Here is a 21,898-nt window from a genome sequence, read left to right on the forward strand (position 1 = left end):
CAATAGGATAGTGGGGACCATAAGTTCCATAGCGGATGTCATAGACCAAGCTCACCTTGGGAACCTTCTGACCAGGGTCGACCTTGCTGACTCCCGCTTTGGAGACAATGTCCTTTCTAAGCTTAGCCGAGGCCGTAAAGTTAGGCTTTACATAATGTACATTGCTATCATAATCAGTGGAGTCTGTAGCAAATCCCCCTTTGATACTTACACTGGCTTGGAACAAATCCGTAATGATTCTGTTCCCTGATAATAATTCATCCCTCACCACTTCAGTTAAGAGGTCCATCACAACAATGATGTCTTGTCGGGATACGGTGGTATTTTTCGTTGCCATGATGTTAATAATGTCATTTTGATAAAGGGTGTCTTTAATCTTCACTCGGGCGGCAAATCTTGATTCTTCTTTGTCTGTTAGTTTGTTTTCATTTAAGTAGTAATTTATCTTTCTCATCGGTATATCTCTCCTTGCGGCTGGGTCTTTTGAATAATCTCTGCGTCATCAGCAAGAAGCTAAATGCTCATGTACAAGGAGTACACTGTGCTTTATCTTCTTACTTCTTCCTTGATCTGATTCAAAATACTTCGCCTTTCGGCCTTCTGCATGTTCAGTTTTTTGAACTTTGCTTTTGACCTGGCTGGTAGCTTTTAGCTACTTCGCCTGGAACTCAGTTCCTTTTGCATCCCTTTGCCGTGGCCTTTGGCTTTGGGGTGCTTTTGGCACTTTGTTCCTTTTGTGTTTGGTTTGGTTCCCCGGGCAACGCCTGGGGGTAAGGAGAGGGAGTGAAAGCCGGTATGCTTGGGTCCTTGGCTTGTGGGCTTTGGTTCTTCCCCTTACATAGGCTTCTTCTCAGCTGTTTCTGGAATATCGAGAAGTTTTTTGAAAGTTTTTTTGTGAAATATGAAGGTTTTTGCTCATTTTTTCTTGTTTTGCTTAACAAGAGTACTTAACAAATGGGGTTGGGCAAAAAAAAAGAGCTGATGCAGAAAATATCTTCTGCATCAGCCCGGTCTGTAATCGTTTACTTAATCTCGATTCGTTTAGGACTAGCTTCAGGTTTTTTAGGAATGGTTATGGTTAAAACACCATTCTTTAATTCCGCTTTGATCCGATCGTGATCGATGCCTTTAGGTAGTTGGAAAGTCCTTGAGTAGGAAGCTTCGCTTCGTTCTCGAATCAGATAAGACTCTTCCTCTTTTTCTTCCTTCTCTACCTTTTTGATTGTTGAAAAAGATAATCTGTCATCTTTGATCTCAAGGTTAATATCCTTTTGATCAATACCTGGCAAGTCGGCGATAATCTGATATTCGGCATCTTTTTCGACAAAGTCTACGGAAGCTTGGCTTGCACCGTAGGGATTGCCCCAGATACCATCCATCATTCTTTCCACGTCTCTTGCCCAATCTAGTGCTCTGTTGTTGTTTGCTAAATACCTCATTTTCTGCCTCCTTAGGTTTATTTTATGTTTATCTTTTTGGGTCCAGCTTCGGGACTCTTTTTAATGCTTACTGTTAGTATTCCATTCTTCAAATCAGCTTTGATCTGATCCTGATCAGCGTCTTTGGGAAGATTAAAGCTCCTTGTGTAGGATGAACCTGTCCTTTCCTTTAATAGGTAAGTTACATCCTTTTGCTCTGTTTCTTCTTCTCGCTTTGTTGATAGGGTTAATCTATTGTTATGTACTTCTAGATTAACTTCCTTTTGGCTTACACCTGGCATATTCGCTATAAGTAGATATTCTGAATCCTTTTCTACAAAATCGATTGCTGGTTCCCTGTTGTAGAAGGAATCACCCCAGATGCTATTAGCTAATCTGTCAATGTCACTGTGTGTTTTTACTAAATATCTCATAATAATGCCTCCTGCATTAGTTTTATTCTTTTCACTTACTATAATGCAAAGGCTGTGCCAAATTATGTTTTTGCTTTTTAAAATTATTTAAATCGTTGTAATAAAAGGAAATAATAAAAGCTCTTTTTCTTAGGTAAGAACTCCATAGAAGAGCTTTATCTGTTTCATTTTGACATAGGATCTTTATGACTCATTATATAGTGTCAATATGAAACACTTGCCTTTTTATTGCTAATCTGAAGTGTTTCATTATAGACTAGCGCGAGAGGTAAATATGAAATGTCCAAATTGTTCTAGTTTTGAATCAAAGCATATCGAGCTTGATAATAGTTTAGAAGCTTATTGCTGTAGTGAATGTAAGGGTGTATGGATCCCATCACGTAATTATATAAAGTTTGTATCCCAGAATAATTTTTCCTATGAAGGGTTGGATGAAAATATATTTTCCCTAATATTCTCTGACAAAGATTCTCAAAACGCTAAAGTTTGTCCTGATTGTGGTAAAGCCGTTGTATCAAGTAAAGCAGGCTTTGGTGCCAGCTTCTATGTTGATAGATGTGACAACTGTTTTGGAATTTGGCTAGATGAAAATGAATGGGAGAAACTAAAAGAAAAAGGTTTGCATACGGCCATTTATTATATGTTCTCTTCTTCTTGGAAACACAAGGTTAGAAAGCAAACACAAATGGAAATAAAGGTGCAATCTATTAAGGATAACTTTGAACCAGAACAAGCTCAGAAAATCCTTGATTTTATGAATTGGTTAGTCAATCAAGAAGATAAGGATAAGATTCAAAGTTTTCTCATATCATAGGAGGTAAACGCTTTGTCAGATAATTATGTAGATATAAACGCTAGTGTTTTTAATAAGTGGAATGAAGAAGGTTGGGAGTGGGGGACACCTATCACTCACGAAATTTATGAACAGGCCAAGGTTCATAATAATTGGGATGTGGTACTAACTCCTACCAAGGCTGTTCCCAAGGATTGGTTTTGTGACTTCAAGGGGGCTAAGATCTTAGGTTTAGCTTCCGGTGGTGGTCAGCAGATGCCTATTTTTGCGGCTTTAGGGGCTGAGTGTACCATTCTGGATTATTCCGACAGCCAGTTAGAAAGCGAACGGATGGTAGCCGATAGGGAAGGCTATTCCATTGAGATTATTCAAGCGGATATGACCAAACCCTTACCACTACAGGATGAAAGCTTCGACCTTATCTTCCATCCTGTATCCAATTGTTATATCGAAGATGTGATTCCTGTCTGGAAAGAATGCTACCGTGTGTTAAAGAAAGGGGGGATACTCCTGGCAGGTTTAGATACAGGAGTTAACTACTTATTCGATGAAGACGAAAAGAGCATCAAATACAAACTTCCCTTTAATCCGCTTCAGGATAAGGAAGTCTATGATATGTGTATCCGTAATGATTGGGGCCTGCAATTTTCTCATACCATAGAAGAACAGCTTGGAGGACAGCTTAAGGCTGGTTTTCAACTAACAGATATCTTCCATGATACTAATGGACAAGGACCTCTTCATGAGCACAATGCCCCTAGCTTCTATGCTACAAGATCAGTTAAGTAAAGGAACAGGGTCATAATAATAGAGGCTATAAGACTCTAAGGTGCTTCCTTCATCATAGGTACTCTCTTTGATAAGGTTGCCCTTTTGGTCGTATTCAAAACGTATAACGTATTGTAGGCCTCTTCGGGTTTTAAAAGCTTCTGTAGTCTTTAGCCCCTTATCATTATATTCATAAGCCAGGTAATTCAAGATCAGATCGGAGGCTGTGAACTCTGAGTTCTTAATTATCCTGTCTTCATCATCATATTCAGTCACAAAATAACTCAAGAGAGTATCATCCTCATCGTAGCTATAACAGATTTCCTTATGGGGCTGGGGATACTCATACTTATAATAATTCACAGTATTTGTGGGGTAATGATGATAAGTACTTTGGATTAAACGATTTTTATCGTCATAGACATTGCTATAAGAATCTTCTTCTTTACCTTTGTGGGTAAAGGTATTTTCATAAACCTTATTTTTATTATCGTCATACATCATTAATGTATAGCCTAAGAGTCCCGTCTTTACATCAAAGGTTGTTGTTCTGGTTCTGTTTTTATCTTGATCATATTCATGTTTGTAGATTTTCTCTAATTCATTTGCTTCGTTATAAGAACGCTCTTCTATAAGTAGGGAGTCTTCCGAGTATTTATAAGTATGAAGCAATTCCAGATTATCTTCATAATAGAACTCACTCTTGCTTAAACGGTATTGGGAATCACCGTAGCTATAGGTAACAAATCCCATTAACAGGATGAGCGAAAGTATCAGGGGGTTCGTATGCATTGGGTAATATCACTCCTTTTGTAATGTGGGGTATTATAGTAAGCTATTAAAAGCATTTCAATGAGTGAGGTCTTTGTGATTAAATACAGTTTTATTAATCAGATAAAGTATGATTATTTTTCAGGGGTTAATTCTTCAGTCCCTGTTATATTCTGGGTCGTAATGCTTTTACAAAGGTTACTTGATCCTTCTCATAATCAACAGGTTTTTATTTTTCTAACCACAGTATTAACGGCTGTTTGTCTTATCCTATTATTATTTCGTGTCAATAAGTTCCAGAGCCTGGCTAAGCGGGGAATGATCAAAGAGGCCCAATTACTTGGTGTCTCTTTCTATAGAGGACGAGGTCGAGTGAAATTCGCTTTTGACCATGAGGGACAGCAAATCACTGCTGTTCATAATATCTATAGAAATAGTGTCACCAGATCCTTGAAAGAGGCCACAACAATTGAGGTTGTGTTTCATCCTAATAAGCCAAAGCAGGCGTATCTTCTTATAGCTATTGGTGAGCCCATTCAGCCAGAAGTCGCCTAGAATGATAATAGACCGTGATAATGTGATCATCCAAACTACTCATTTTGTTCAGCAGACCCTGAAGGATGCCGAAGCCGGCCATGATTGGTGGCATGTTTATAGGGTATGGCAATTAGCTAAGAGAATAGCCCAAGAGGAGAAAGTCGACCTCTTTATTGTAGAATTGGGTGCCTTGCTTCACGATATTGCTGATTCCAAGTTTCATCAGGGAGATGAAAAAATTGGTCCTCTTTTGGCCTCTGATTTTCTCAAATCCTTAGGCGTTGAGGATTCCATAACTGAACAGGTAAGGATGATCATTCAGAACATATCCTTTAAGGGAGGGAACTTTGAGCAAGACTTCAAATCCCCTGAATTGGACGTGGTACAAGATGCGGATCGATTAGATGCTATAGGAGCCATCGGTATAGCAAGAACCTTTAATTATGGAGGCTATAAAGGGCGTTTACTCTATGATCCTTCTGTGCCTCCCCGGCTTAATATGTCCAAAGAGGAATATAAAAATAGTACAGCACCGACTATCAATCATTTTTATGAGAAACTTCTTCTTTTAAAGGATAGAATGAATACAAAGACCGGTTCTGAAATGGCTGTCAAAAGACATGAGTTTATGGAGACATTCTTAGATGAGTTTTATAGTGAATGGAATGGGGAAAGTTAGGTTTGTTATCCTATTTATCCTCATAGGACTCAGCTCCTGCCAGTGTTAGAGAACGAGCTTTTGAGATCACAGAGAAGTATGAGTATGGAGGACAAAGTCATTACTCCGATACAAACGGAGGCATCGATTGTTCCGGTGGAAGGCTTCTTCTGGAAGATCGTTATTAGATCTTCTGTCCATAGAAGTTTGAATATGGTTTGTACTGATTCAATACATCTTCCACTATAGCCATACGTTCTTCTACGCTTCCTCTTAATATAATGTAGGGAATATTCCGTTCCTTCAGATCAGCAATGACTTGCTTGTGGAAGGTAGAACGTTTTTGCTCTCCACTTCGATCCCAAGTGTCATCATAGGGAATGTCATCATCACATAAGAAAAATAGGTCATACCGTTTGTAATTCTCATGGGCTACTTTTGCTAAGTAATCAGGAGCTTTACCATGATAATCCAGAGCGTACATGTAGGTGGTGATGGCATTGGTATCAACGAAGCAATATTTATTAGCTTGGGCAAAGGCTATTTCTTCTCTTTCTATGTGTCCTGCGGCTATATCATTAAAGGCTTCAAAACCGATTCGCCTATCTATCTGATGAGTCGTCCAGTATTCTCTGCCGTATTCGGGAGCAAAGGATGTGTGGAATCTCTTAGCTAAGGCTTCTGTGATAGTGGACTTCCCTGTGGACATGGCACCCATAAAGACGACCTTTGTTATCATATCCCTATAGACGACAGGATCTAAATATTCTTTGTAGTGATATGGATTGGAGCGGATCTTCGTCGCTGATATGGGACAGTGTAGACGCTTTTCGTCTACCCGGCGATCGATAGCTCCCAGGGCCTTACTCATATGATCTCCATAGTATTCACTACAGTAAAAATGGGTAATATTAATGCCTTGTATCAAGCTCGATACATACTCTTCTTCCTGTTTTTCCACAACTTTGATATCTTCCACTTCTGGGGGACCGTCCCAGGCTTCGATTACTTTTACTTGAGGGTATAAAGATCTAATCCACTTAGCTCGCACTTGGAGAGGAATAGGGATGAGGTCTGTGTCATATATGATGACAATCAGTTCGTCCACTTCCTTAAGTGCTGTATCAATGACAAATTGATGCCCCTTATGAAAAGGGGCGTATTTACCAAGGGTTAGACCTATTTTCTTCATTAGGATTGGGCCTTTTCCTGAAGCTTAGCTCCCTGTGTCCAATTATAATACCCATAGAAAGCATTAATCAGGTAGGCACTCCACATGACGATCATCAAGGGGCCATCTGGGCTTCCATTGACTGTTCGGATCGACCACATGATGACTGTAAAGACATTGAGCACAATATAGAGAAGCCATTGTTCCCTAAAACGTTTAGCCGTTAATAAAGTCGCCATGATGGATAAGATGTTCGTTGTTGCATCAATATAAGGGGTGTTTTGACCGGCTATCAAGGATAGGGCATAGCCTAAAAGACCAATACCTAGGGCACTAACGAGTAATGTTAAGGCTACGCCTTTGGAAGACATCTTAAGCATTTCCACTTCACTGGATTCTGCTAAATGCTTCTTCCACATATAGAAACCAATAAAGTTCATAGGAAGAAAGAAGAATAGGTTTAATCCCATCTCGCCAAACAGGTTATTCTTATAAGCCAGCCAGGCATAACCTAAGGTATTAACCAGTCCATACAGGAAGGACCAGATATTCCCCTTAGCTGTTAGAACGACACAAAGAACACCTGTCAAAAATACGATAAGCCCAAAGACATTATCCTTCCAGATTATGGTTAATAGTATGGCAACGGCTGAAAAAAGGCTAAGCCAAATAAGTTCAAAGGCTTTCCAACCGGAAAACATTTTCTTGAGCTGATGAATCATCACTTTTTCTCCCTTTGTTCTTAAATGAGAACATAAAAAAAAGCTCCATCCGAACCAACATGGTTGATTCTTAGGAGCTTATTATCATTGTAAAATGATTAACTTGTATCCACAAAAGTGGAGGTAAGGGGAGTCGAACCCCTGACCTCTTGAATGCCATTCAAGCGCTCTAGCCAACTGAGCTATACCCCCAAGTTGAAACAAGAATAGTGAGAATACACTTTTTTGTCAATATTATAGAAACAGACGAACACTACCCTTTGGTTGTTCGGGGAGCTTTCTAAGAACAATCATAGTAAAATCATCGGCGAATTGTCCTTCGTTTTTTCGGACATCTCCCCATTTAGCAAAATTCTTTACCCTGTCTCTAATCTTTTCAATAATATCTTTAGGATGGAGATCTTTGAATTCCATAAGCAGATCTTTTAATCTTTCCAAACCGAATTGTTCCTGATCTTGGTTTTTAGCCTCTATAACGCCATCTGTATAGAGGATAAGGACATCTCCGGGACTCATAAAAAACTCTCCCACTGAGGAGGCGGCTTTCACATATTCTGACAATCCCAAGTATCCTGTTTGACGTATGAGCTTGGTTAGTTCTTCAATACTATCTGTTTCTTTATGATAGAGTAGGCCTATTTCATGTGCTCCGGAATGGAGGAAATACCCCTCTTTTTCCACGAAGTAGTTTTGGGTCATAAATTTATCGCTACCAATTCTATCTCTATTTATTGTACACAGTACGGTATTAACAATGTCATATATGGTATCAATATCAAATTCCAGACTTACCTGTTTACTTACTTCCAGGATACTATGAAGACTAGTGAGCTGCATGAGGGCAACCATCCCTGAAGCTAATCCATGACCGGTTACATCTCCGATTCCTAAGTAATTACCAAAGGGGGTATTGATAATGTCATAGACATCTCCCCCCACTTCTGTGGCTGTTTCCATAAAAGCAGCTGTTTCATATCCAGGAAGCTCTATGGTCCGCGGTAGAATGGAAACTTGAATATTCTTCGCTGTCTCCATTTCGCTTTGCAATCTTGATCTTTCTTTTTGATATTCTTTACCATCCATGATTTGAAAGATCAATCCCAGGGATTCAGATAGTTCTGTCAGGACATCCATTTCACTGGGATATATTTTGTTAAAACTATCTTTATAAAGAATGATCATACCTGTTAAGCTGCGGTGATCGCTAATGGGAACAGCACAGAGTAATCTTTGTAGACCTAAGTAGAGGCGGGGAATGTTTTGTTCTATAAGGATTTCATGAGGGGCATTGAGTACCCTTTTTACTATCGATTCTCCCCAGTCCGTTATGTCTTTCAATTCTGTGTCTTCGAGTTTTTCTAGATCATAGCTTGTCTTTAGGATAATTTCATTGATCTTTTCTCTGGACATGTTTTTAATATTTTCTACTGCTTTCATGGGAGTGCAGTATCCGGTTATATGTTCCGGATTTTCTACCTCCAGAATTCTCTGAGCATTACAGCGGTAGATGATGATACCTGTGAATTGGTATTCCGGGAGGATAAGCCGGGTAAATATTTTGGATAGGGCATCATCTATGGTGTGTTGTATGATGTGCTTCTCTTCGTCTTCAGGACTGTTAATGACCTTTTTTAAGAGGACAGTATTATTGTGAACCCTTTCATCCTGCCGTTTGAGTTCTTTTCGTAAATGGTAGTTATTCCAAAAGAAGTACTCCGATACAACCCTTACTATGTAAGCGGAATTAAGGATAAAAAAAGGTATTAAGCTTATATGTGTGGTCCCATCCTTTTGTATGATGACGACCGTATAGTATAGCCCTACCAGTCCCATAAGGACAAAAGGATAGTTACGTTTTCTGATAACACCTGTCAATAAATTAAACAGTTGAAATAGGCAAATAGCGAGGTTAATCAATAAGAGCAAGACAAATAAGCTTGATAATAATTTTGTGTAATAGGGATAGATAGTTCCCTTAGCCAAATTGAGCTCTGAAGCAAATTTATAATAGAGGCCAAATAAGTATTGTTCATTTAATCTAAGGGGAGGGCTTATGTATAAAATAAGAAGTATTACTGTTAGCAGAAGGAAAGGGATTTTTAAATACTTAAGCCTGTCATTAAAATCTTCGCTTAAGTAACTTTTATCTATTCGTTTGGAATGTATGGAATACTCTAAGGTCGCAAGTCCGATAAAGTAAAGATAGAGAAAGGTCATGATACTTTGGGTGTTGAGAAATAATAACTCCTGTGGAAAATGATCGTATGTCGCCTGAAGTAGTCCATTGGCAACCATGAATAAAGTAGAACCAATGAGGGCATTACTTTTTTTGTCATGTCCTTTTGTCAGTATTCGTTCAAACCATATTAGGGTGGTAAATATAAGGATTGGTAGAAAGCTGAACAGGTGAAATGAATTCATTAATTACTCAACGGTAACGGCTCCGGGGACTAGGTAAGTTAAGGTTGGTAGAGAGGTAACTTGCCATGTGATACTTTTATTATGAATAATTTTGATCAGGTATTTATTATGCTCTGATAATAAGGCCATTTTCATTATCCACTTGGCTAAGGCTTTGATTCCACTGGAATTGAGAAAGCTGAGCTTATTGAAGTCAACTTCTATGTAATCAAAACCTTGTTCACAGGCACCGGTATGGATTTTGTCAAAGAGGGGATCCAGTATCTGGCTGGGATCCTGCATATCGATGTCTCCTTCAAAAATTAATCGTAATCCTGAATCAATATCCTCAACCTGGATTTTTACCCTGTCTTCATTGATATTTTCTATTTGTAGCTTATTCATTTGAAGAATCTCCTGTATTGGACCAGTCGGCCTCGATTGTAATGGTGATCATATCGTCCTCATTCGTTTCCATAGAAAGCTTTGCCCCCACTTCATAGCGTATTCTGGCTAATCCCAGTTGGCTTTTTCCGTCCTCCCGTGTGGCTGCGATTTTCATTTGGGATACATAGGCTTCCAGAGGGTCACCTTCATTGATACGACTATAGATGGCTTTTAGTTCTTTTATAGAAGACTTGTCACCTTTGTTGGTGACCGAGGCTGTTATTCTTTGTTCGTCTGGAAAGACTTGTACGATGATTCCTGTTTCTTCCCCATGGGCATATTTAACGGCATTCTCCAATAATTCACTGGCTGCCATTGCTATGGCATCGGCCTTGGCTGTGTTATCTATTGCAATGGCTAGAAAGTTTTGGATAAAACTTCTAGCTGGTGCAATATATTTCCATCTTGGGCCAAACTTCAGCTCAATATAGCCTCTTGTATTGGACATTTATCCTCGTTTCTCCTTATTGATAATTCAATATTAGGACAAGGCATGTCAGAAATCAAACAAAAAGATTGGTGAATTACCAGCGGAGAAGGTTTCCCGCATAAGTAAGACCTGCTCCAAATCCAACGGTTATAATAAGGTTACCCCTGTGAAGTAAGCCCTTTTCTTCCATTTCACCTAAGGCGATAGGAATGGAAGCAGCACTGGTGTTCGCATAGAACTCCATGTCGGTAAAGAATTTCTCTAAAGGGATTCCGGTTCGTTTGGCACAAGCTTCAATGATTCTAATATTGGCCTGGTGGGGAACAATATAATCAATATCGTCTATGGTGTAATTATTTCTGTCTAGTAGATCAAGTATTGTCTTACCTATGACTTTAACGGCAAAGTTATAAACCCTGCGACCATTCATGGTTACAAAGGGACTCTTGTCTGTTTCGTTCTTAGGATAACGGCTTCCTCCCGCTTCTCTTATGAGATAAGGGGCTCCAGATCCATCAGACCCAAGAATGGAATCAAGTATATAGGATTCTTCTTTTTCCTGTTGAGAAAGGACAACCGCCCCTGCACCATCACCAAAGAGTACACAAGTGTCTCTATCCGTCCAGTCAATGATTCGTGAGAATACCTCTGTACCTATCACTAATACATGTTTGTAAGAACCGGATGCTATAAAGTTTTTGCCTGTTTCCAGAGCGTATGCGAATCCAGAGCAGGCTGCTGATATATCCATAGCCGCTGCATTTCTGGCACCTAACTTATCCTGTACCAGACTGGCTGTAGAGGGAAAGCTATTATGATCGGGAGTGGAAGTCGCCAATATAATGATGTCGATATCATCAGCACTTATGGCTGCCTTTTCAATAGCTTTTAATGAGGCTTCTACGGCTAAGTCAGAGGCTGCTTGATCGGGACCAGCTATTCTGCGCTCTCTAATTCCTGTATGGGAGTATATCCATTCATCATTGGTATCTACCATAGAGGATAATTCCTCATTTGTGCGTATATAATCAGGTACATAATAACCTGTAGATTGTATAAAGGCTTTCAATTTTAACTCCTTGAACGTCAGATGAATACTACCTTGAGCTTACTAGCTCGGTCAATAGTTGAATATTTAATGTTACATAATCAATTATTCTTTTCAGAAAACAAATAATTAATGCAATCCTGAATAACAAGTGTAAACTGTTTGCCCTGTTGGGTGTAACCTTTTTTACCCTTTCTGGGACAACTTTGAGGACAAGCTCCTTGATGATTCTCTTTGATTTGACAAACCCTGCTTATGAACAGAGGGGGATTAAAAGGGGAAGGGTTAAGCTCTATATAAGGAAGAATGAAAAGAAGCTTATCACCCAACAAGTCTTCAAAAAAGGACAGACTTTCCGAGTTTGCTGCATACAGCCCGTAATCTATAAAAAAGAAAATGTTATTTCTTTCTTTATTATGTACAGCCCAATGAAGGTGAGCAGGATTGGATAATCCAAGGACAATAGGAGCCTTCAAGGTACTAATGAAGTTCTCTAAATGGTTGAAATATAAGGAACTATTCCAAATGACAGGTGCCAATGGTAGGTAATAGCGACCATCTTCTTGATACATAGAATCTTCTGTTACATTATTGAGATCCACATAAAAGGGGAGTTCCGTTTGGGGATCAACCATTCTGGCTCGTGTGGTATATAGCTCCTGTGGTGGTAAAGCTCTGTTGGTTAAGGAAGCTCTTAATTTTTCTCCTTCTTTCAAATAATAGGACTCTATGTATTCATAGAAGCTATTCTTTATTCGTTTTAGATCTTTTGGTGGGATGAAGAGTTTATTGAATTGGGGATCTATAGTGCTTGGTTTCAAAGTATAAAAGGAGGTCCCTGATTTACTGAATTGCTCGGCTATTACATCGGCTAAGCCTTGTGTTCCCCGGGCATCTTCTCTGCTAATGGGGGTTTGCCATGCAAAGCTGTCCGTCTTGATCGTAAGTAAGTCCTCCTGTTCCAAGGTGATATCTGCTTCTATCTCTGTTTTATAGACCTTATAGGAATGGTCTTTATATTCTTTGACCGCTCTGTTTTGTGGAGATATATGATAGAGCAATGTGTCTATAGGTATGTTGATGTCACTTATGAGCTTTCCTGATTTGTCTAATTGAGCTGCAAAACCAACCCGTTTTGGGGGGGAGTATTGCTTATCGAGGAACATCAACCCATCATGGTTCTTGAACTGCTTCAGTCTTTTATATTGATACCCATTAGGGGTCTTTTTTGTTATCACAGCACAGGGTAATCCTTCATGACCGGGATTCTCAGGGGTTGTTTTTAAGGTCCCCATGGTCGATCTTTGGAAGGAGAGCCTTAATTCCTCTTCATGATTTTGGGCTTCCTCCAGCTTGTCGTCCAGTAAATTACGGTAATAAGCCGCAGAGTGGTAGGCGTATTGCGGGCTTTTCATTCTGCCTTCGATCTTCAAACTAGTGACACCGATTTGGACTAATTCCTGTATTTTCTTGCCATAGAAGATATCCCTTCCGGAGAAGTGATAGGCTTTCTTTTTATGATCGTCATTGAACCATGTTCGACAGATCTGACCGCATTGTCCTTTATTGCCAGACCTGTGAATCAGCAATCCTGAAGCTAAGCATAGACCGGAAAATCCATAGCAATAGGCCCCATGTATGAATACTTCCAATTCTAATTCGGGGACAGCCTCTTTGATTCTTTTGATCTCACTGATCTTGAGCTCTCTAGCCAGAACGGCTCTGGTAAAACCATTTTCATAGAGAAACTGGGCTCCGTTGACATTATGAACGGCCATTTGGGTAGATCCATGGAGAGGCAGATGGGGATAATTCTTCTTTAATAGGTGATAAACACCCCAGTCCTGGATGATACAAGCCTCTATAGGGAGCTTCGTGATTTGAGGTAACAATTCCGTCAGGTTTTGAAGGTCTTCATTGCTGTGAATGGTATTGATCGCTAGATAAAGGGAGGTCCCTTTGTTGGCTGTTTTGAGTCTACGAACTTGTTCTAAAGTAAAATTTTCCGCTTTCTGTCTTGCGCTAAATTGTTTGAGTCCTAAGTACAGAGCATCTGCTCCTCCCTGGACGGCATAAATCGCTGTGTTAAAACTACCAGCTGGTGATAAGAGCTCTGTACCCATAAAAAGAATTATAGATTAGAATAGAAAGCTATGAAATACCTAGAGAAGCCTAAGTTTTCACATCCTTCAGCCTGTCCCTATATTGAAGGAGAAGAATATCGACAGGAATATTTCTTGGCCTATGATGTTAATGAAGTCGAACTGGATGAGTTGTTTGAAGCAGGCTGGCGCCGGTTTGGGGCCTATTTTTTTCGACCTGCCTGTCGATTTTGTCGTAAATGTATCCCCATAAGAACGGTTATCCCCGAATTAAATCTAAGCAAAAGTCAGAGAAGAGTAATGAAGAAGAATGCTGATACCCGTGTCATCGTAAATCCTTTGCGTTATGATGAAAGGCATTTTGAGATCTATAAAAAACATTCTTTGATAAAGTTCCACAACGAAGAGGATGAAGAAGCCTTTAAGCAATCTTTTTACTTGCCTGCGGCTCCTTGTGGAATCATAGAGTACTACAGGGATAATATCCTGGTAGCTTTTGGGTTCCTGGATTTTGGTAAAGAATCATTGTCCAGTGTTTACTTTGTCTATGATCCGGATTATTCCCAGTATAGTTTAGGAAGCTTCAGTGTGATAACCGAGATAAAGTTAGGGCAGAAATGGGGAAAGCGACATTATAATCTGGGATTCTGGATAAAGGAAAACCGATCTATGAGCTACAAAGACCGGTTTAAACCCTGTGAGATAATGGACTGGGATAACTACCAGTGGAATAGGCTAGATGAGGTGAAATAGCCTTCCAATAAAAAAACCGTATAGGACGACCAAAAAGGCTCCCTCTCCTCTATTAACTCTCTTGTCAACGGTTAACAGAATGAAGAGTACAGTTGTTCCCATAAACATAGGAAGGGAAAAATCAATAATGCTCTGGGGAACTTTAAGGGTACTTATTAACCCGGGTATTCCGATAACCGCAAGCGAATTAAAGATATTAGACCCAATTACATTTCCTACGGCCATCTCTGCATTATTTCTCTTTGCAGCGGAAATGGTCACCATTACCTCTGGTAGACTCGTTCCTAGAGCTACAGCACTTAGGGCTATAACTTCCTCAGGAATCTTGGCTATTGTGGCAATATGGATAACAGATTCCACTGTATATTGAGCCCCAAAAAAGATAACAACAGGTGAAATCACGAGTGTTATTATTCCCAACGCTGTCATTTTAACCTTTTCCGGCACATCTTGATTATCACCAGATATGCTTTGAAAGAGGTATACAACCAGAACAATCAAACAGAATATGGCTTCACCTGTGGTGACTTGCCCGTCTTTCATAAAAAGATAAAGCATTAAAGCTGAACCAAAAATAAAGGGCAAATCAATATTCAGAATGTCATGGGTTATGGTTAAACGTTTGCTTAAGATGGCTGCAATACCCAGTACGAGAAATATATTTGTGATGTTGGAGCCAAGTACATTCCCGACAACAATTTCCGAACTTCCTTTTGCTATCGCAAATAGGCTGGATACTAATTCGGGAAGGCTTGTTCCCACACCAATTATAAGAACGCCAACCAAAAAGGTTGGCATTCCTAAAGCTATACCTGCTTGTTCAGCAGATTCTATGAATTTGTCTGAAGCTATGACTAAAGCCGCCATACTTATGATAAAGACAAATAACCATATAAGCATATATTATCCTCCAAATATGGGGACGAGTGCTAATAAAACTCCCGCGGCTACAGCTGATCCAATAACTCCTGCTACATTAGGGCCCATGGCATGCATTAACAGGAAGTTACTTGGGTTCTCTTCAAGACCTACTTTGTTAGCCACTCGAGCGGCCATAGGAACAGCAGATACTCCAGCTGCTCCTATTAATGGGTTAATAGGTGTCTTGCTTAGTTTATTCATTAACTTAGCTAATAATACCCCGGCAGAGGTACCAATACAGAAAGCGACTAATCCCAGAGCTAAAATACCCAGGGTAGTGGCATTAAGGAAGACTTCTGCCTGCATTTTGGAACCGACAGATAATCCTAGCATAATTGTTACTGTATTCATTAAGGCATTTTGTGCTGTATCTGACAAACGGTCTGTTACCATACATTCTTTTAATAAGTTACCAAACATCAACATTCCAATAAGAGGAGTTGCGCTAGGAAGAAGAATTATACAAAGAATGAGAACCAGTAAAGGGAAAATGATCTTTTCTGTCTTTGATACTGGTCTTAATTGCTTCATCTTTATTTGACGTTCTTCTTTTGTGGTTAAAGCCCTCATAATAGGAGGTTGGATGATAGGCACTAAAGCCATATAGCTATAGGCGGCTACTGCGATGGGCCCCAAGTAGGTTGGTGCCAGTCTAGATGATGTAAAGATAGCTGTCGGGCCATCAGCACCACCAATAATTCCTATGGATGCGGCAACATGAAGTATCGATTGGGCTAGAGATTGTCCATCAGAGGAGGTGACAAAAGAAAATCCTGGAATGGCTTCTAGGGCCACTGTTCCTAAAAGTGCCATAAAGATACCGAATTGAGCGGCTGCTCCCAACAATAGGGTCCGAGGGTTGGCAATGAGCGGTCCAAAGTCTGTCATTGCTCCTACACCCATGAATATAATGAGAGGGAAAAGACCAGAGGCCACTCCCATATCGTAGAATTGTCCAATGAATCCACCATACTCACTGATAATGGTATGATGAGCCGCATCGAAGATAACAGCACCATTATCATTCAAAAAATATGCTGTATGCTCTGCTATTTGGGCATAGGGGATATTCGATAAAATAGCACCAAATCCAATGGGAACCAGTAATAAGGGCTCAAAACCTTTCTTGATTGCCAGGAATAGTAGGACAAAGCCCACAACAATCATTATGAAGTTACCCCAGCCTCCTGGTTGAATAAAACCAAATAAACCTGTTGAGGTCCATAATGAGAATAGGGATTTAGATAAACTGTCAAACATATGCTATCTCCCTATCCTATCTCAATGAGATGTTGACCTGCAGTTACTTGAACTCCCTGAGCAACACTAATCTTATTGATTGTTCCTGCTTTTATTGCTGAAATGGGTGTTTCCATTTTCATAGCTTCCAGAACGATGAGAACATCACCTTCTTCAACCCTGTCTCCTTCGGATACATTGATGCGAAGAACTAAACCCGGCATGGGGGCTTCAATGGCCTCACCATCAGAACTTCCTTCACTGCTGGAAGCCGTAGGGCTATCTATTCCTTCTGTGATGGTGAAATCCATCGCCTTACCATTAACAAAAGCCTTGTTGTCTTTAAAATCAACAGAGAATTTCTCCCCTTCCACAACAACGGTATAACCATTCTGGCTTCCCGTACCGCTTGAGGCTGGTTTTTCCTGGTTTTTTCTAACCATAACAGGTCCATTGCCTTGTAGATAGGCGATTCCTTTTTCTTTACAGGCCGCAGCGATGAAAATGTTTTCATCTGTTACATCAAGATTATTGGATGTAAGCATTTCTTTGGCTGCCTTTATTCCTTTTGCTGGATCGGCATCATTGATATCTATTGGGCTTTTTGTAGTAGGTTCTAATTGTAATTGATCGGCCGCTAATTTGACGATTTCCTGATCAGGTACAACAGGAGTTTTACCAAAATAACCAAGGACCATCTTACCATAACCTTCTGCAATCTTGTTCCAAGGTCCAAACATCACATTGTTAAAAGCCTGTTGGAAGTAGAACTGACTAACAGGAGTTACGGACGTTCCAAAACCACCTTTAGTGACAACTTCACCCATGGCTGCTGATATTTCACTATATTTATCCATCAAACCATTATCTCGTAACATTTGAGTGTTCGCAGTAAGAGCTCCTCCAGGCATAGGACTAAAAGGTATTAATGGTTCTACAGCCTTAGCTTCTGGGGGAAGGAAGTAGTCTTTCATACAATTCTTGAAGACTTCTTCTGCTTCAATAACCTTGTTAATATCAATTCCTAAATCAAACTCAGAACCTCGTAAGGCATGCCACATAGTGATTAAGTCAGGCTGTCCTGTTCCTCCAGATACGGGAGCTAAAGACAAATCTATCTGATTGGCCCCTGCTTCCAGAGCTGCTTTGTAGGCAATAACGCCAATACCGGCTGTTTCATGACTGTGGAATACAATATGGGCTTTATCACCAAGAAGTTTTCGTGCTGCTTTGATCGTATCGTAAACCTTGGTTGGTCGGCTTGTTCCTGAAGCGTCCTTAAAACAAACAGAATTGAATGGGATATGAGCGTCAAGGATATCTTTTAAAGACTTGATATAGAATTCTGATTCATGAGCTCCTTCACAACCTGGGGGTAATTCCATCATTGTAACGGATACTTCATGTTGTAATCCTGCATCGTGAATACATTGTCCTGAATAAATTAAATTGTTTACATCATTTAAGGCATCAAAGTTACGAATGGTTGTTATACCGTGTTTCTTAAATAACTCAGCGTGAAGTTTGATAATATCACTGGATTGAGAATCTAAACCTACCACATTGATCCCTCTCGCCAGGGTTTGTAAGTTTGCATCAGGGCCTGCTGTTGCTCTGAACTGATCCATCATATCAAAAGCATCTTCGTTACAATAAAAATATAAGCTTTGAAATCTAGCACCACCACCAGCTTCAAAGTGGGTAATTCCTGCCTTACGTGCTGCTTCAACAGCGGGAAGGAAGTCTTTCGTAAATACCCTAGCTCCATAGACAGATTGGAATCCATCTCTGAAAGCTGTCACCATAAAATCAACTTTCTTTTTCATGAAATTAATCCTTCCTCTTTAGCTTTAGAGACTGCTATAGCCAAAGCTATTTTGACTTTTTTATCATTTGTTTTCTTTTCATTAATGTCTAGATTAGTTTTTTCAGGGAAAAATCTTTGTATGATAGTGGAACTAACAGACATGATAAGGACTAACAGTACTAAAAAACTAAATACTGTGGTCATACCGACTACCGTTAGGGTCAGTCCTAAGTTGATACTTAACATAGAATGCTCCTCAGCAGCCATGTGAAGGGGCTGGGAATCCTTCATCAGAACTACCAGAAAAAATATTAAAGGAATAACCTAAAGGCTCCTTGTAAGGATAACAATAAAGCCAAGACCAATTAATGTAAATGTTAAAAAAGAGAATTTTTTATTGACTTTTTTTAAGGTATGCCAATATTGAACAATTAACTATAATTGAATAGAATGTATCCAATGTTCAATAAAGAGTGTTTTTTTGAGGGGCGATTATGAAAACATGTTTTGTTTTTCCAGGCCAGGGATCACAGTATCAAGGTATGGGAAAAGACCTCTATGAGGCTTCAAAAGAGGTAAGGGATTTATTCCAACTAGCCTCAGATCGATGTCATATAGATACAAAGGCTCTTCTTTTTGAAGGAACTGATGAAGAATTAAAGGCTACTGATAAAGCTCAATTAGCTATTACCTTACATAATATAGCCGCTGCTGTGTACTTGCGATCCGTCGGTATTGAAGCAGATATTGTAGCTGGGCATAGTTTGGGAGAGTTTGCCGCCTTAACTTATGCAGGTGTTTTGGATTATGAGGCTGTATTTCCTCTGGTTCAAAACCGTGGACTGTTAATGGCCAAAGCTTCCGAGAATATTGATAAATCAAATGGTGCTCCCGGTATGGCTGCTGTCATAGGTCTGGATCCGGATGTATTGGCTTCCGAGTTGCTAACAGCTAACATCGAAGGCTTATATGTAGCTAACTTTAATAGTCCAAAGCAACTCGTCTTATCAGGGACAGCTGAGGGGATTACAAAGGGGCAGTCCTTTTGTAAGGATTTAGGTGCCCGCCGTTATCTTCCATTAAAAGTATCCGGTCCTTTTCATTCTCCCTTAATGAGTGAAGCCGCTTCTGATTTTGAAGCCTATATTAAAGATATAAACTTTAAAGATCCTAATTTGTCCTTATACTCTAATGTAACAGGAGCTAAGATAGAGAAAGGATCAGAAGCCAAAGATCTTGCTGTAAAGCAGATTGTTTCTTCCGTTCAATGGGTTAAGGAAGAACAAGCCATATTGAATGAAGGTATTAATAGGATTGTCGAGGTTGGTCCCGGCAGTGTTTTGTCTGGATTATGGAAGGCCTTCAATAGCGATATTAAGTGTCACTTAGCTGGCACAGTAGAAAGTGTGATGAACATACAGGAGTAGAGAGAATATGTTAGTTAAAGGAAAATCCGCATTAGTTACCGGTGGTGCTAGAGGAATTGGAAAAGAAATTGTAGAGACATTGCTTAAAAATGGAGCCAATGTTTATTTTATTGACCTAAATCCTAGTGAATACATGGCTGATTATGAAGTATTAGCCAAAGAAGCAGGTGTAAAGGTCGTCTTCAAACAAGCAAATGTAGCGAGTGAAGAAGATATTACCAATGTGGTAGAAGAAATTATCAAAGAAGCAGGAGAACTGGACATTCTTGTTAATAATGCAGGAATCACTCGAGATGGCCTGTTGTTTAGAATGAGTGGAAAAGATTGGCATGATGTTATAAATATCAACCTTTCTAGTGCCTTTTATATAACCAGAATCGTAGCCAGACATATGGCTAAGTTAAGAAGAGGTTCTATTGTGAACATGTCTTCTATTGTTGGTGCTCATGGTAACGCAGGACAGGTTAATTATTCTGCATCAAAAGCTGGTTTGATTGGTTTAACAAAATCAGTTGCTCAAGAGATAGCTTCCCGGGGTGTTAGATGTAATGCCATTGCTCCAGGATTTATCAAGACAGCTATGACTGATAAATTAACTGATGATCAGAAAGACGGTTTACTAAAGCAAGTTCCCATGGGTAGATTAGGTCTTCCTTCTGAGATCGCTGATTTATTGTTGTTTTTAACATCAGATATGTCTCAATACATAACAGGTCAAGTAATTGAAATTAATGGTGGAATGGCGATGTAATAATCGTCTTTGGAGTGTAATGTGAAAAAACGAATTGTTATAACAGGCTTAGGTACTGTAAATTCTTTGGGTCATAATGTAGAAGATACATGGAAGGCCATTCAGGAAGGTCAGATTGGTATTGGTCCTATTACAAAATTTGATGCTAGTGACTATCCTGCAAAGATAGCCGCTGAAGTAAAGAATTTTACAGAGTCCAGAGGGAAATATTTAGATTCAAAAGATGCACGTAAAATGGATGATTTTAGTGCTTTTGCTGTCTATGCTGGTAAGCAGGCCATGGAAGATGCTGGCCTTGAAGTAGGTAAGAATATTGATCCGGAAAATATCGGTGTTATTCTGGGAAATGGTATTGGTGGTTTAACATCTCTTGAACTCGCTTATGAAAAGTTGTTATCAGCTGGACCCAGCCGTATTCCTCCTATGACTATTCCTAAATTAATTATTAACGAAGCACCGGCTAATACGGCTATTGCATTAGGTGCCCAGGGACCTTGTTATGCTTTAGTGACTGCATGTGCTGCCGGGACTGATGCCATTGGTGATGCCGCCCGATTAATCGAGCATGGTATTATTGATGTTGCTGTTACTGGTGGAACAGAAGCTTCTATAACCAAAATGGGGATTGGTGGTTTTTGTGTATTACATGCCTTAAGTACTAAGTATAACGATACTCCTCAGGAAGCCAGTCGTCCTTTTGATAAGGATAGAGATGGTTTTGTTATGGGAGAAGGTGCTGGTATTCTTATTCTTGAAGAGTTAGAACATGCCAAGAAAAGAGGCGCCACTATTTATGCAGAATTAGCTGGGTCTGGTATGAGTTGTGATGCCGACCATTTAACAGCCCCCCATCCAGAAGGCCGGGGAGCGATTGCCGCTATGAAAATGGCATTAAGTATGGCTGATATGGATCCTAAAGATATTGATTATATTAATGCTCATGGAACATCTACTCCGGTAAATGATCCCACAGAGACATTGGCAATCAAGAAAGTATTTGGAGATCATGCTTACAAGCTAAAGGTGAGTTCTACCAAAAGTATGACCGGTCACTGTGTTGGTGCTGCTGGTGGTATTGAAGCTATTTTTTCTATCTTGTCTATACGGGATGGCGTGTTTCCTCCCACTATGAATATAAATGAGACCGATGAGCGTTGTGATTTGGACTACGTTCCTAATAAAGCTCAAAAAGGTTCTATTAATGCTGTTATGTCCAATTCCCTTGGATTTGGTGGTCATAATGGTATTGTTATCTTTAAGAAATACGAAGATTAATAATAAAGCTCTCTTCTTGAGAGCTT

23 protein-coding genes and 1 tRNA gene are annotated in these 21,898 nt (G+C 39.7%); 8 read left to right on the forward strand and 16 right to left on the reverse strand.

Annotation, left to right across the window (positions count from 1 at the left end):
* From K345_RS19285 to K345_RS0101755, 3 genes are all read right to left on the reverse strand, one after another.
* Window positions 1-454 (reverse strand): HU family DNA-binding protein (locus K345_RS19285; RefSeq protein ID WP_037570916.1); only part of this gene is annotated, 454 nt, incomplete at its 3' end.
* 568 nt (window positions 455-1,022) lie between these two features.
* Entirely contained in the window at window positions 1,023-1,439 is a 417-nt protein-coding gene (locus K345_RS19290) for an Hsp20/alpha crystallin family protein (RefSeq protein ID WP_053227980.1), read from the reverse strand.
* Window positions 1,440-1,456: 17 nt separating this feature from the next.
* A complete protein-coding gene (locus tag K345_RS0101755; RefSeq protein ID WP_028972708.1) occupies window positions 1,457-1,852 on the reverse strand; it encodes an Hsp20/alpha crystallin family protein in 396 nt (131 codons plus the stop codon).
* 274 nt (window positions 1,853-2,126) lie between these two features.
* Here K345_RS0101755 and K345_RS22025 point away from each other — a divergent pair, with 274 nt between their 5' ends.
* Window positions 2,127-2,666 (forward strand): TFIIB-type zinc ribbon-containing protein, encoded by a 540-nt coding sequence (locus K345_RS22025; RefSeq protein ID WP_053227981.1) that lies wholly within the window; start codon window positions 2,127-2,129, stop codon window positions 2,664-2,666.
* Between the two features lie 12 nt (window positions 2,667-2,678).
* Window positions 2,679-3,434, forward strand: coding sequence for a class I SAM-dependent methyltransferase (locus K345_RS0101765; RefSeq protein WP_028972709.1), 756 nt, complete (start codon window positions 2,679-2,681; stop codon window positions 3,432-3,434).
* On the opposite strand, the gene K345_RS0101770 is transcribed toward K345_RS0101765, so the two are convergent.
* On the reverse strand, window positions 3,423-4,205 hold the full coding sequence (locus K345_RS0101770) for a hypothetical protein (RefSeq protein ID WP_028972710.1): 783 nt from the start codon (window positions 4,203-4,205) through the stop codon (window positions 3,423-3,425). The two genes, K345_RS0101765 and K345_RS0101770, sit on opposite strands and share 12 nt — an antisense overlap.
* Window positions 4,206-4,280: 75 nt before the next feature.
* On the opposite strand from K345_RS0101770, the gene K345_RS0101775 reads away from it, so the two are divergent.
* Both K345_RS0101775 and K345_RS0101780 read left to right on the forward strand, forming a co-directional pair.
* Complete coding sequence (locus K345_RS0101775; RefSeq protein ID WP_169714743.1) at window positions 4,281-4,739, forward strand: hypothetical protein; 459 nt, start codon at window positions 4,281-4,283, stop codon at window positions 4,737-4,739.
* 1 nt (window position 4,740) lies between these two features.
* Entirely contained in the window at window positions 4,741-5,400 is a 660-nt protein-coding gene (locus tag K345_RS0101780; protein WP_028972712.1) for an HD domain-containing protein, read from the forward strand.
* Window positions 5,401-5,563: 163 nt separating this feature from the next.
* Here the strand turns inward: K345_RS0101780 and K345_RS0101785 are convergent, their stop codons facing one another.
* The 8 genes from K345_RS0101785 to K345_RS22030 all read right to left on the reverse strand — a co-directional run bounded on the left by K345_RS0101785 (window position 5,564) and on the right by K345_RS22030 (window position 13,720).
* A complete protein-coding gene (locus K345_RS0101785) occupies window positions 5,564-6,571 on the reverse strand; it encodes an AAA family ATPase (protein ID WP_028972713.1) in 1,008 nt (335 codons plus the stop codon).
* On the reverse strand, window positions 6,571-7,272 hold the full coding sequence (gene pnuC / locus K345_RS0101790) for a nicotinamide riboside transporter PnuC (protein ID WP_037570919.1): 702 nt from the start codon (window positions 7,270-7,272) through the stop codon (window positions 6,571-6,573). Before pnuC ends, K345_RS0101785 begins: the two co-directional genes overlap by 1 nt.
* Before the next feature lie 118 nt (window positions 7,273-7,390).
* Window positions 7,391-7,464 (reverse strand) — tRNA-Ala (locus tag K345_RS0101795).
* A 42-nt stretch (window positions 7,465-7,506) separates the two neighbouring features.
* Complete coding sequence (locus tag K345_RS0101800; protein ID WP_028972715.1) at window positions 7,507-9,693, reverse strand: PP2C family protein-serine/threonine phosphatase; 2,187 nt, start codon at window positions 9,691-9,693, stop codon at window positions 7,507-7,509.
* Window positions 9,694-9,696: 3 nt separating this feature from the next.
* Window positions 9,697-10,077 carry a hypothetical protein gene (locus K345_RS0101805; protein WP_028972716.1) on the reverse strand — a complete coding sequence of 127 codons (381 nt, stop codon included), beginning with the start codon at window positions 10,075-10,077 and terminating at the stop codon, window positions 9,697-9,699.
* Window positions 10,070-10,567 carry an ATP-binding protein gene (locus K345_RS0101810; RefSeq protein ID WP_028972717.1) on the reverse strand — a complete coding sequence of 166 codons (498 nt, stop codon included), beginning with the start codon at window positions 10,565-10,567 and terminating at the stop codon, window positions 10,070-10,072. The genes K345_RS0101805 and K345_RS0101810 overlap by 8 nt, the downstream gene beginning before the upstream one ends.
* 76 nt (window positions 10,568-10,643) lie before the next feature.
* On the reverse strand, window positions 10,644-11,618 hold the full coding sequence (locus tag K345_RS0101815; protein WP_028972718.1) for a beta-ketoacyl-ACP synthase III: 975 nt from the start codon (window positions 11,616-11,618) through the stop codon (window positions 10,644-10,646).
* An 80-nt stretch (window positions 11,619-11,698) separates the two neighbouring features.
* A complete protein-coding gene (locus K345_RS22030) occupies window positions 11,699-13,720 on the reverse strand; it encodes a peptidase U32 family protein (protein ID WP_028972719.1) in 2,022 nt (673 codons plus the stop codon).
* 30 nt (window positions 13,721-13,750) lie between these two features.
* Between K345_RS22030 and K345_RS0101825 the strand changes: the two genes are divergently transcribed.
* Window positions 13,751-14,452 (forward strand): arginyltransferase, encoded by a 702-nt coding sequence (locus K345_RS0101825; RefSeq protein WP_028972720.1) that lies wholly within the window; start codon window positions 13,751-13,753, stop codon window positions 14,450-14,452.
* Here the strand turns inward: K345_RS0101825 and K345_RS0101830 are convergent.
* The 4 genes from K345_RS0101830 to K345_RS0101845 are packed head-to-tail and all read right to left on the reverse strand — an operon-like array spanning window position 14,435 to window position 18,665.
* Complete coding sequence (locus K345_RS0101830; RefSeq protein WP_028972721.1) at window positions 14,435-15,352, reverse strand: calcium/sodium antiporter; 918 nt, start codon at window positions 15,350-15,352, stop codon at window positions 14,435-14,437. The two genes, K345_RS0101825 and K345_RS0101830, sit on opposite strands and share 18 nt — an antisense overlap.
* A 3-nt stretch (window positions 15,353-15,355) precedes the next feature.
* Window positions 15,356-16,633 carry a sodium ion-translocating decarboxylase subunit beta gene (locus K345_RS0101835; protein WP_028972722.1) on the reverse strand — a complete coding sequence of 426 codons (1,278 nt, stop codon included), beginning with the start codon at window positions 16,631-16,633 and terminating at the stop codon, window positions 15,356-15,358.
* A gap of 11 nt (window positions 16,634-16,644) precedes the next feature.
* Window positions 16,645-18,438, reverse strand: a complete 1,794-nt coding sequence (locus tag K345_RS0101840) for a biotin/lipoyl-containing protein (RefSeq protein ID WP_028972723.1) — start codon at window positions 18,436-18,438, stop codon at window positions 16,645-16,647.
* Entirely contained in the window at window positions 18,435-18,665 is a 231-nt protein-coding gene (locus K345_RS0101845) for an OadG family protein (RefSeq protein ID WP_028972724.1), read from the reverse strand. The genes K345_RS0101840 and K345_RS0101845 overlap by 4 nt, the downstream gene beginning before the upstream one ends.
* A gap of 248 nt (window positions 18,666-18,913) precedes the next feature.
* Between K345_RS0101845 and fabD the strand changes: the two genes are divergently transcribed.
* From fabD to fabF, 3 genes are read left to right on the forward strand one after another with little or no spacing between them, the layout of a single operon-like run.
* On the forward strand, window positions 18,914-19,846 hold the full coding sequence (gene fabD / locus K345_RS0101850) for an ACP S-malonyltransferase (RefSeq protein ID WP_028972725.1): 933 nt from the start codon (window positions 18,914-18,916) through the stop codon (window positions 19,844-19,846).
* Between the two features lie 7 nt (window positions 19,847-19,853).
* Window positions 19,854-20,597: a 3-oxoacyl-[acyl-carrier-protein] reductase gene (fabG, locus tag K345_RS0101855; RefSeq protein ID WP_028972726.1), complete on the forward strand. Its 744-nt coding sequence runs from the start codon at window positions 19,854-19,856 to the stop codon at window positions 20,595-20,597.
* Window positions 20,598-20,618: 21 nt separating this feature from the next.
* On the forward strand, window positions 20,619-21,872 hold the full coding sequence (gene fabF, locus K345_RS0101860; RefSeq protein WP_028972727.1) for a beta-ketoacyl-ACP synthase II: 1,254 nt from the start codon (window positions 20,619-20,621) through the stop codon (window positions 21,870-21,872).
* Window positions 21,873-21,898: the final 26 nt, after the last annotated feature.

Origin of the sequence: Spirochaeta cellobiosiphila DSM 17781 (genome assembly GCF_000426705.1) — a bacterium.
Lineage (GTDB): Bacteria > Spirochaetota > Spirochaetia > DSM-17781 > DSM-17781 > Spirochaeta_E > Spirochaeta_E cellobiosiphila.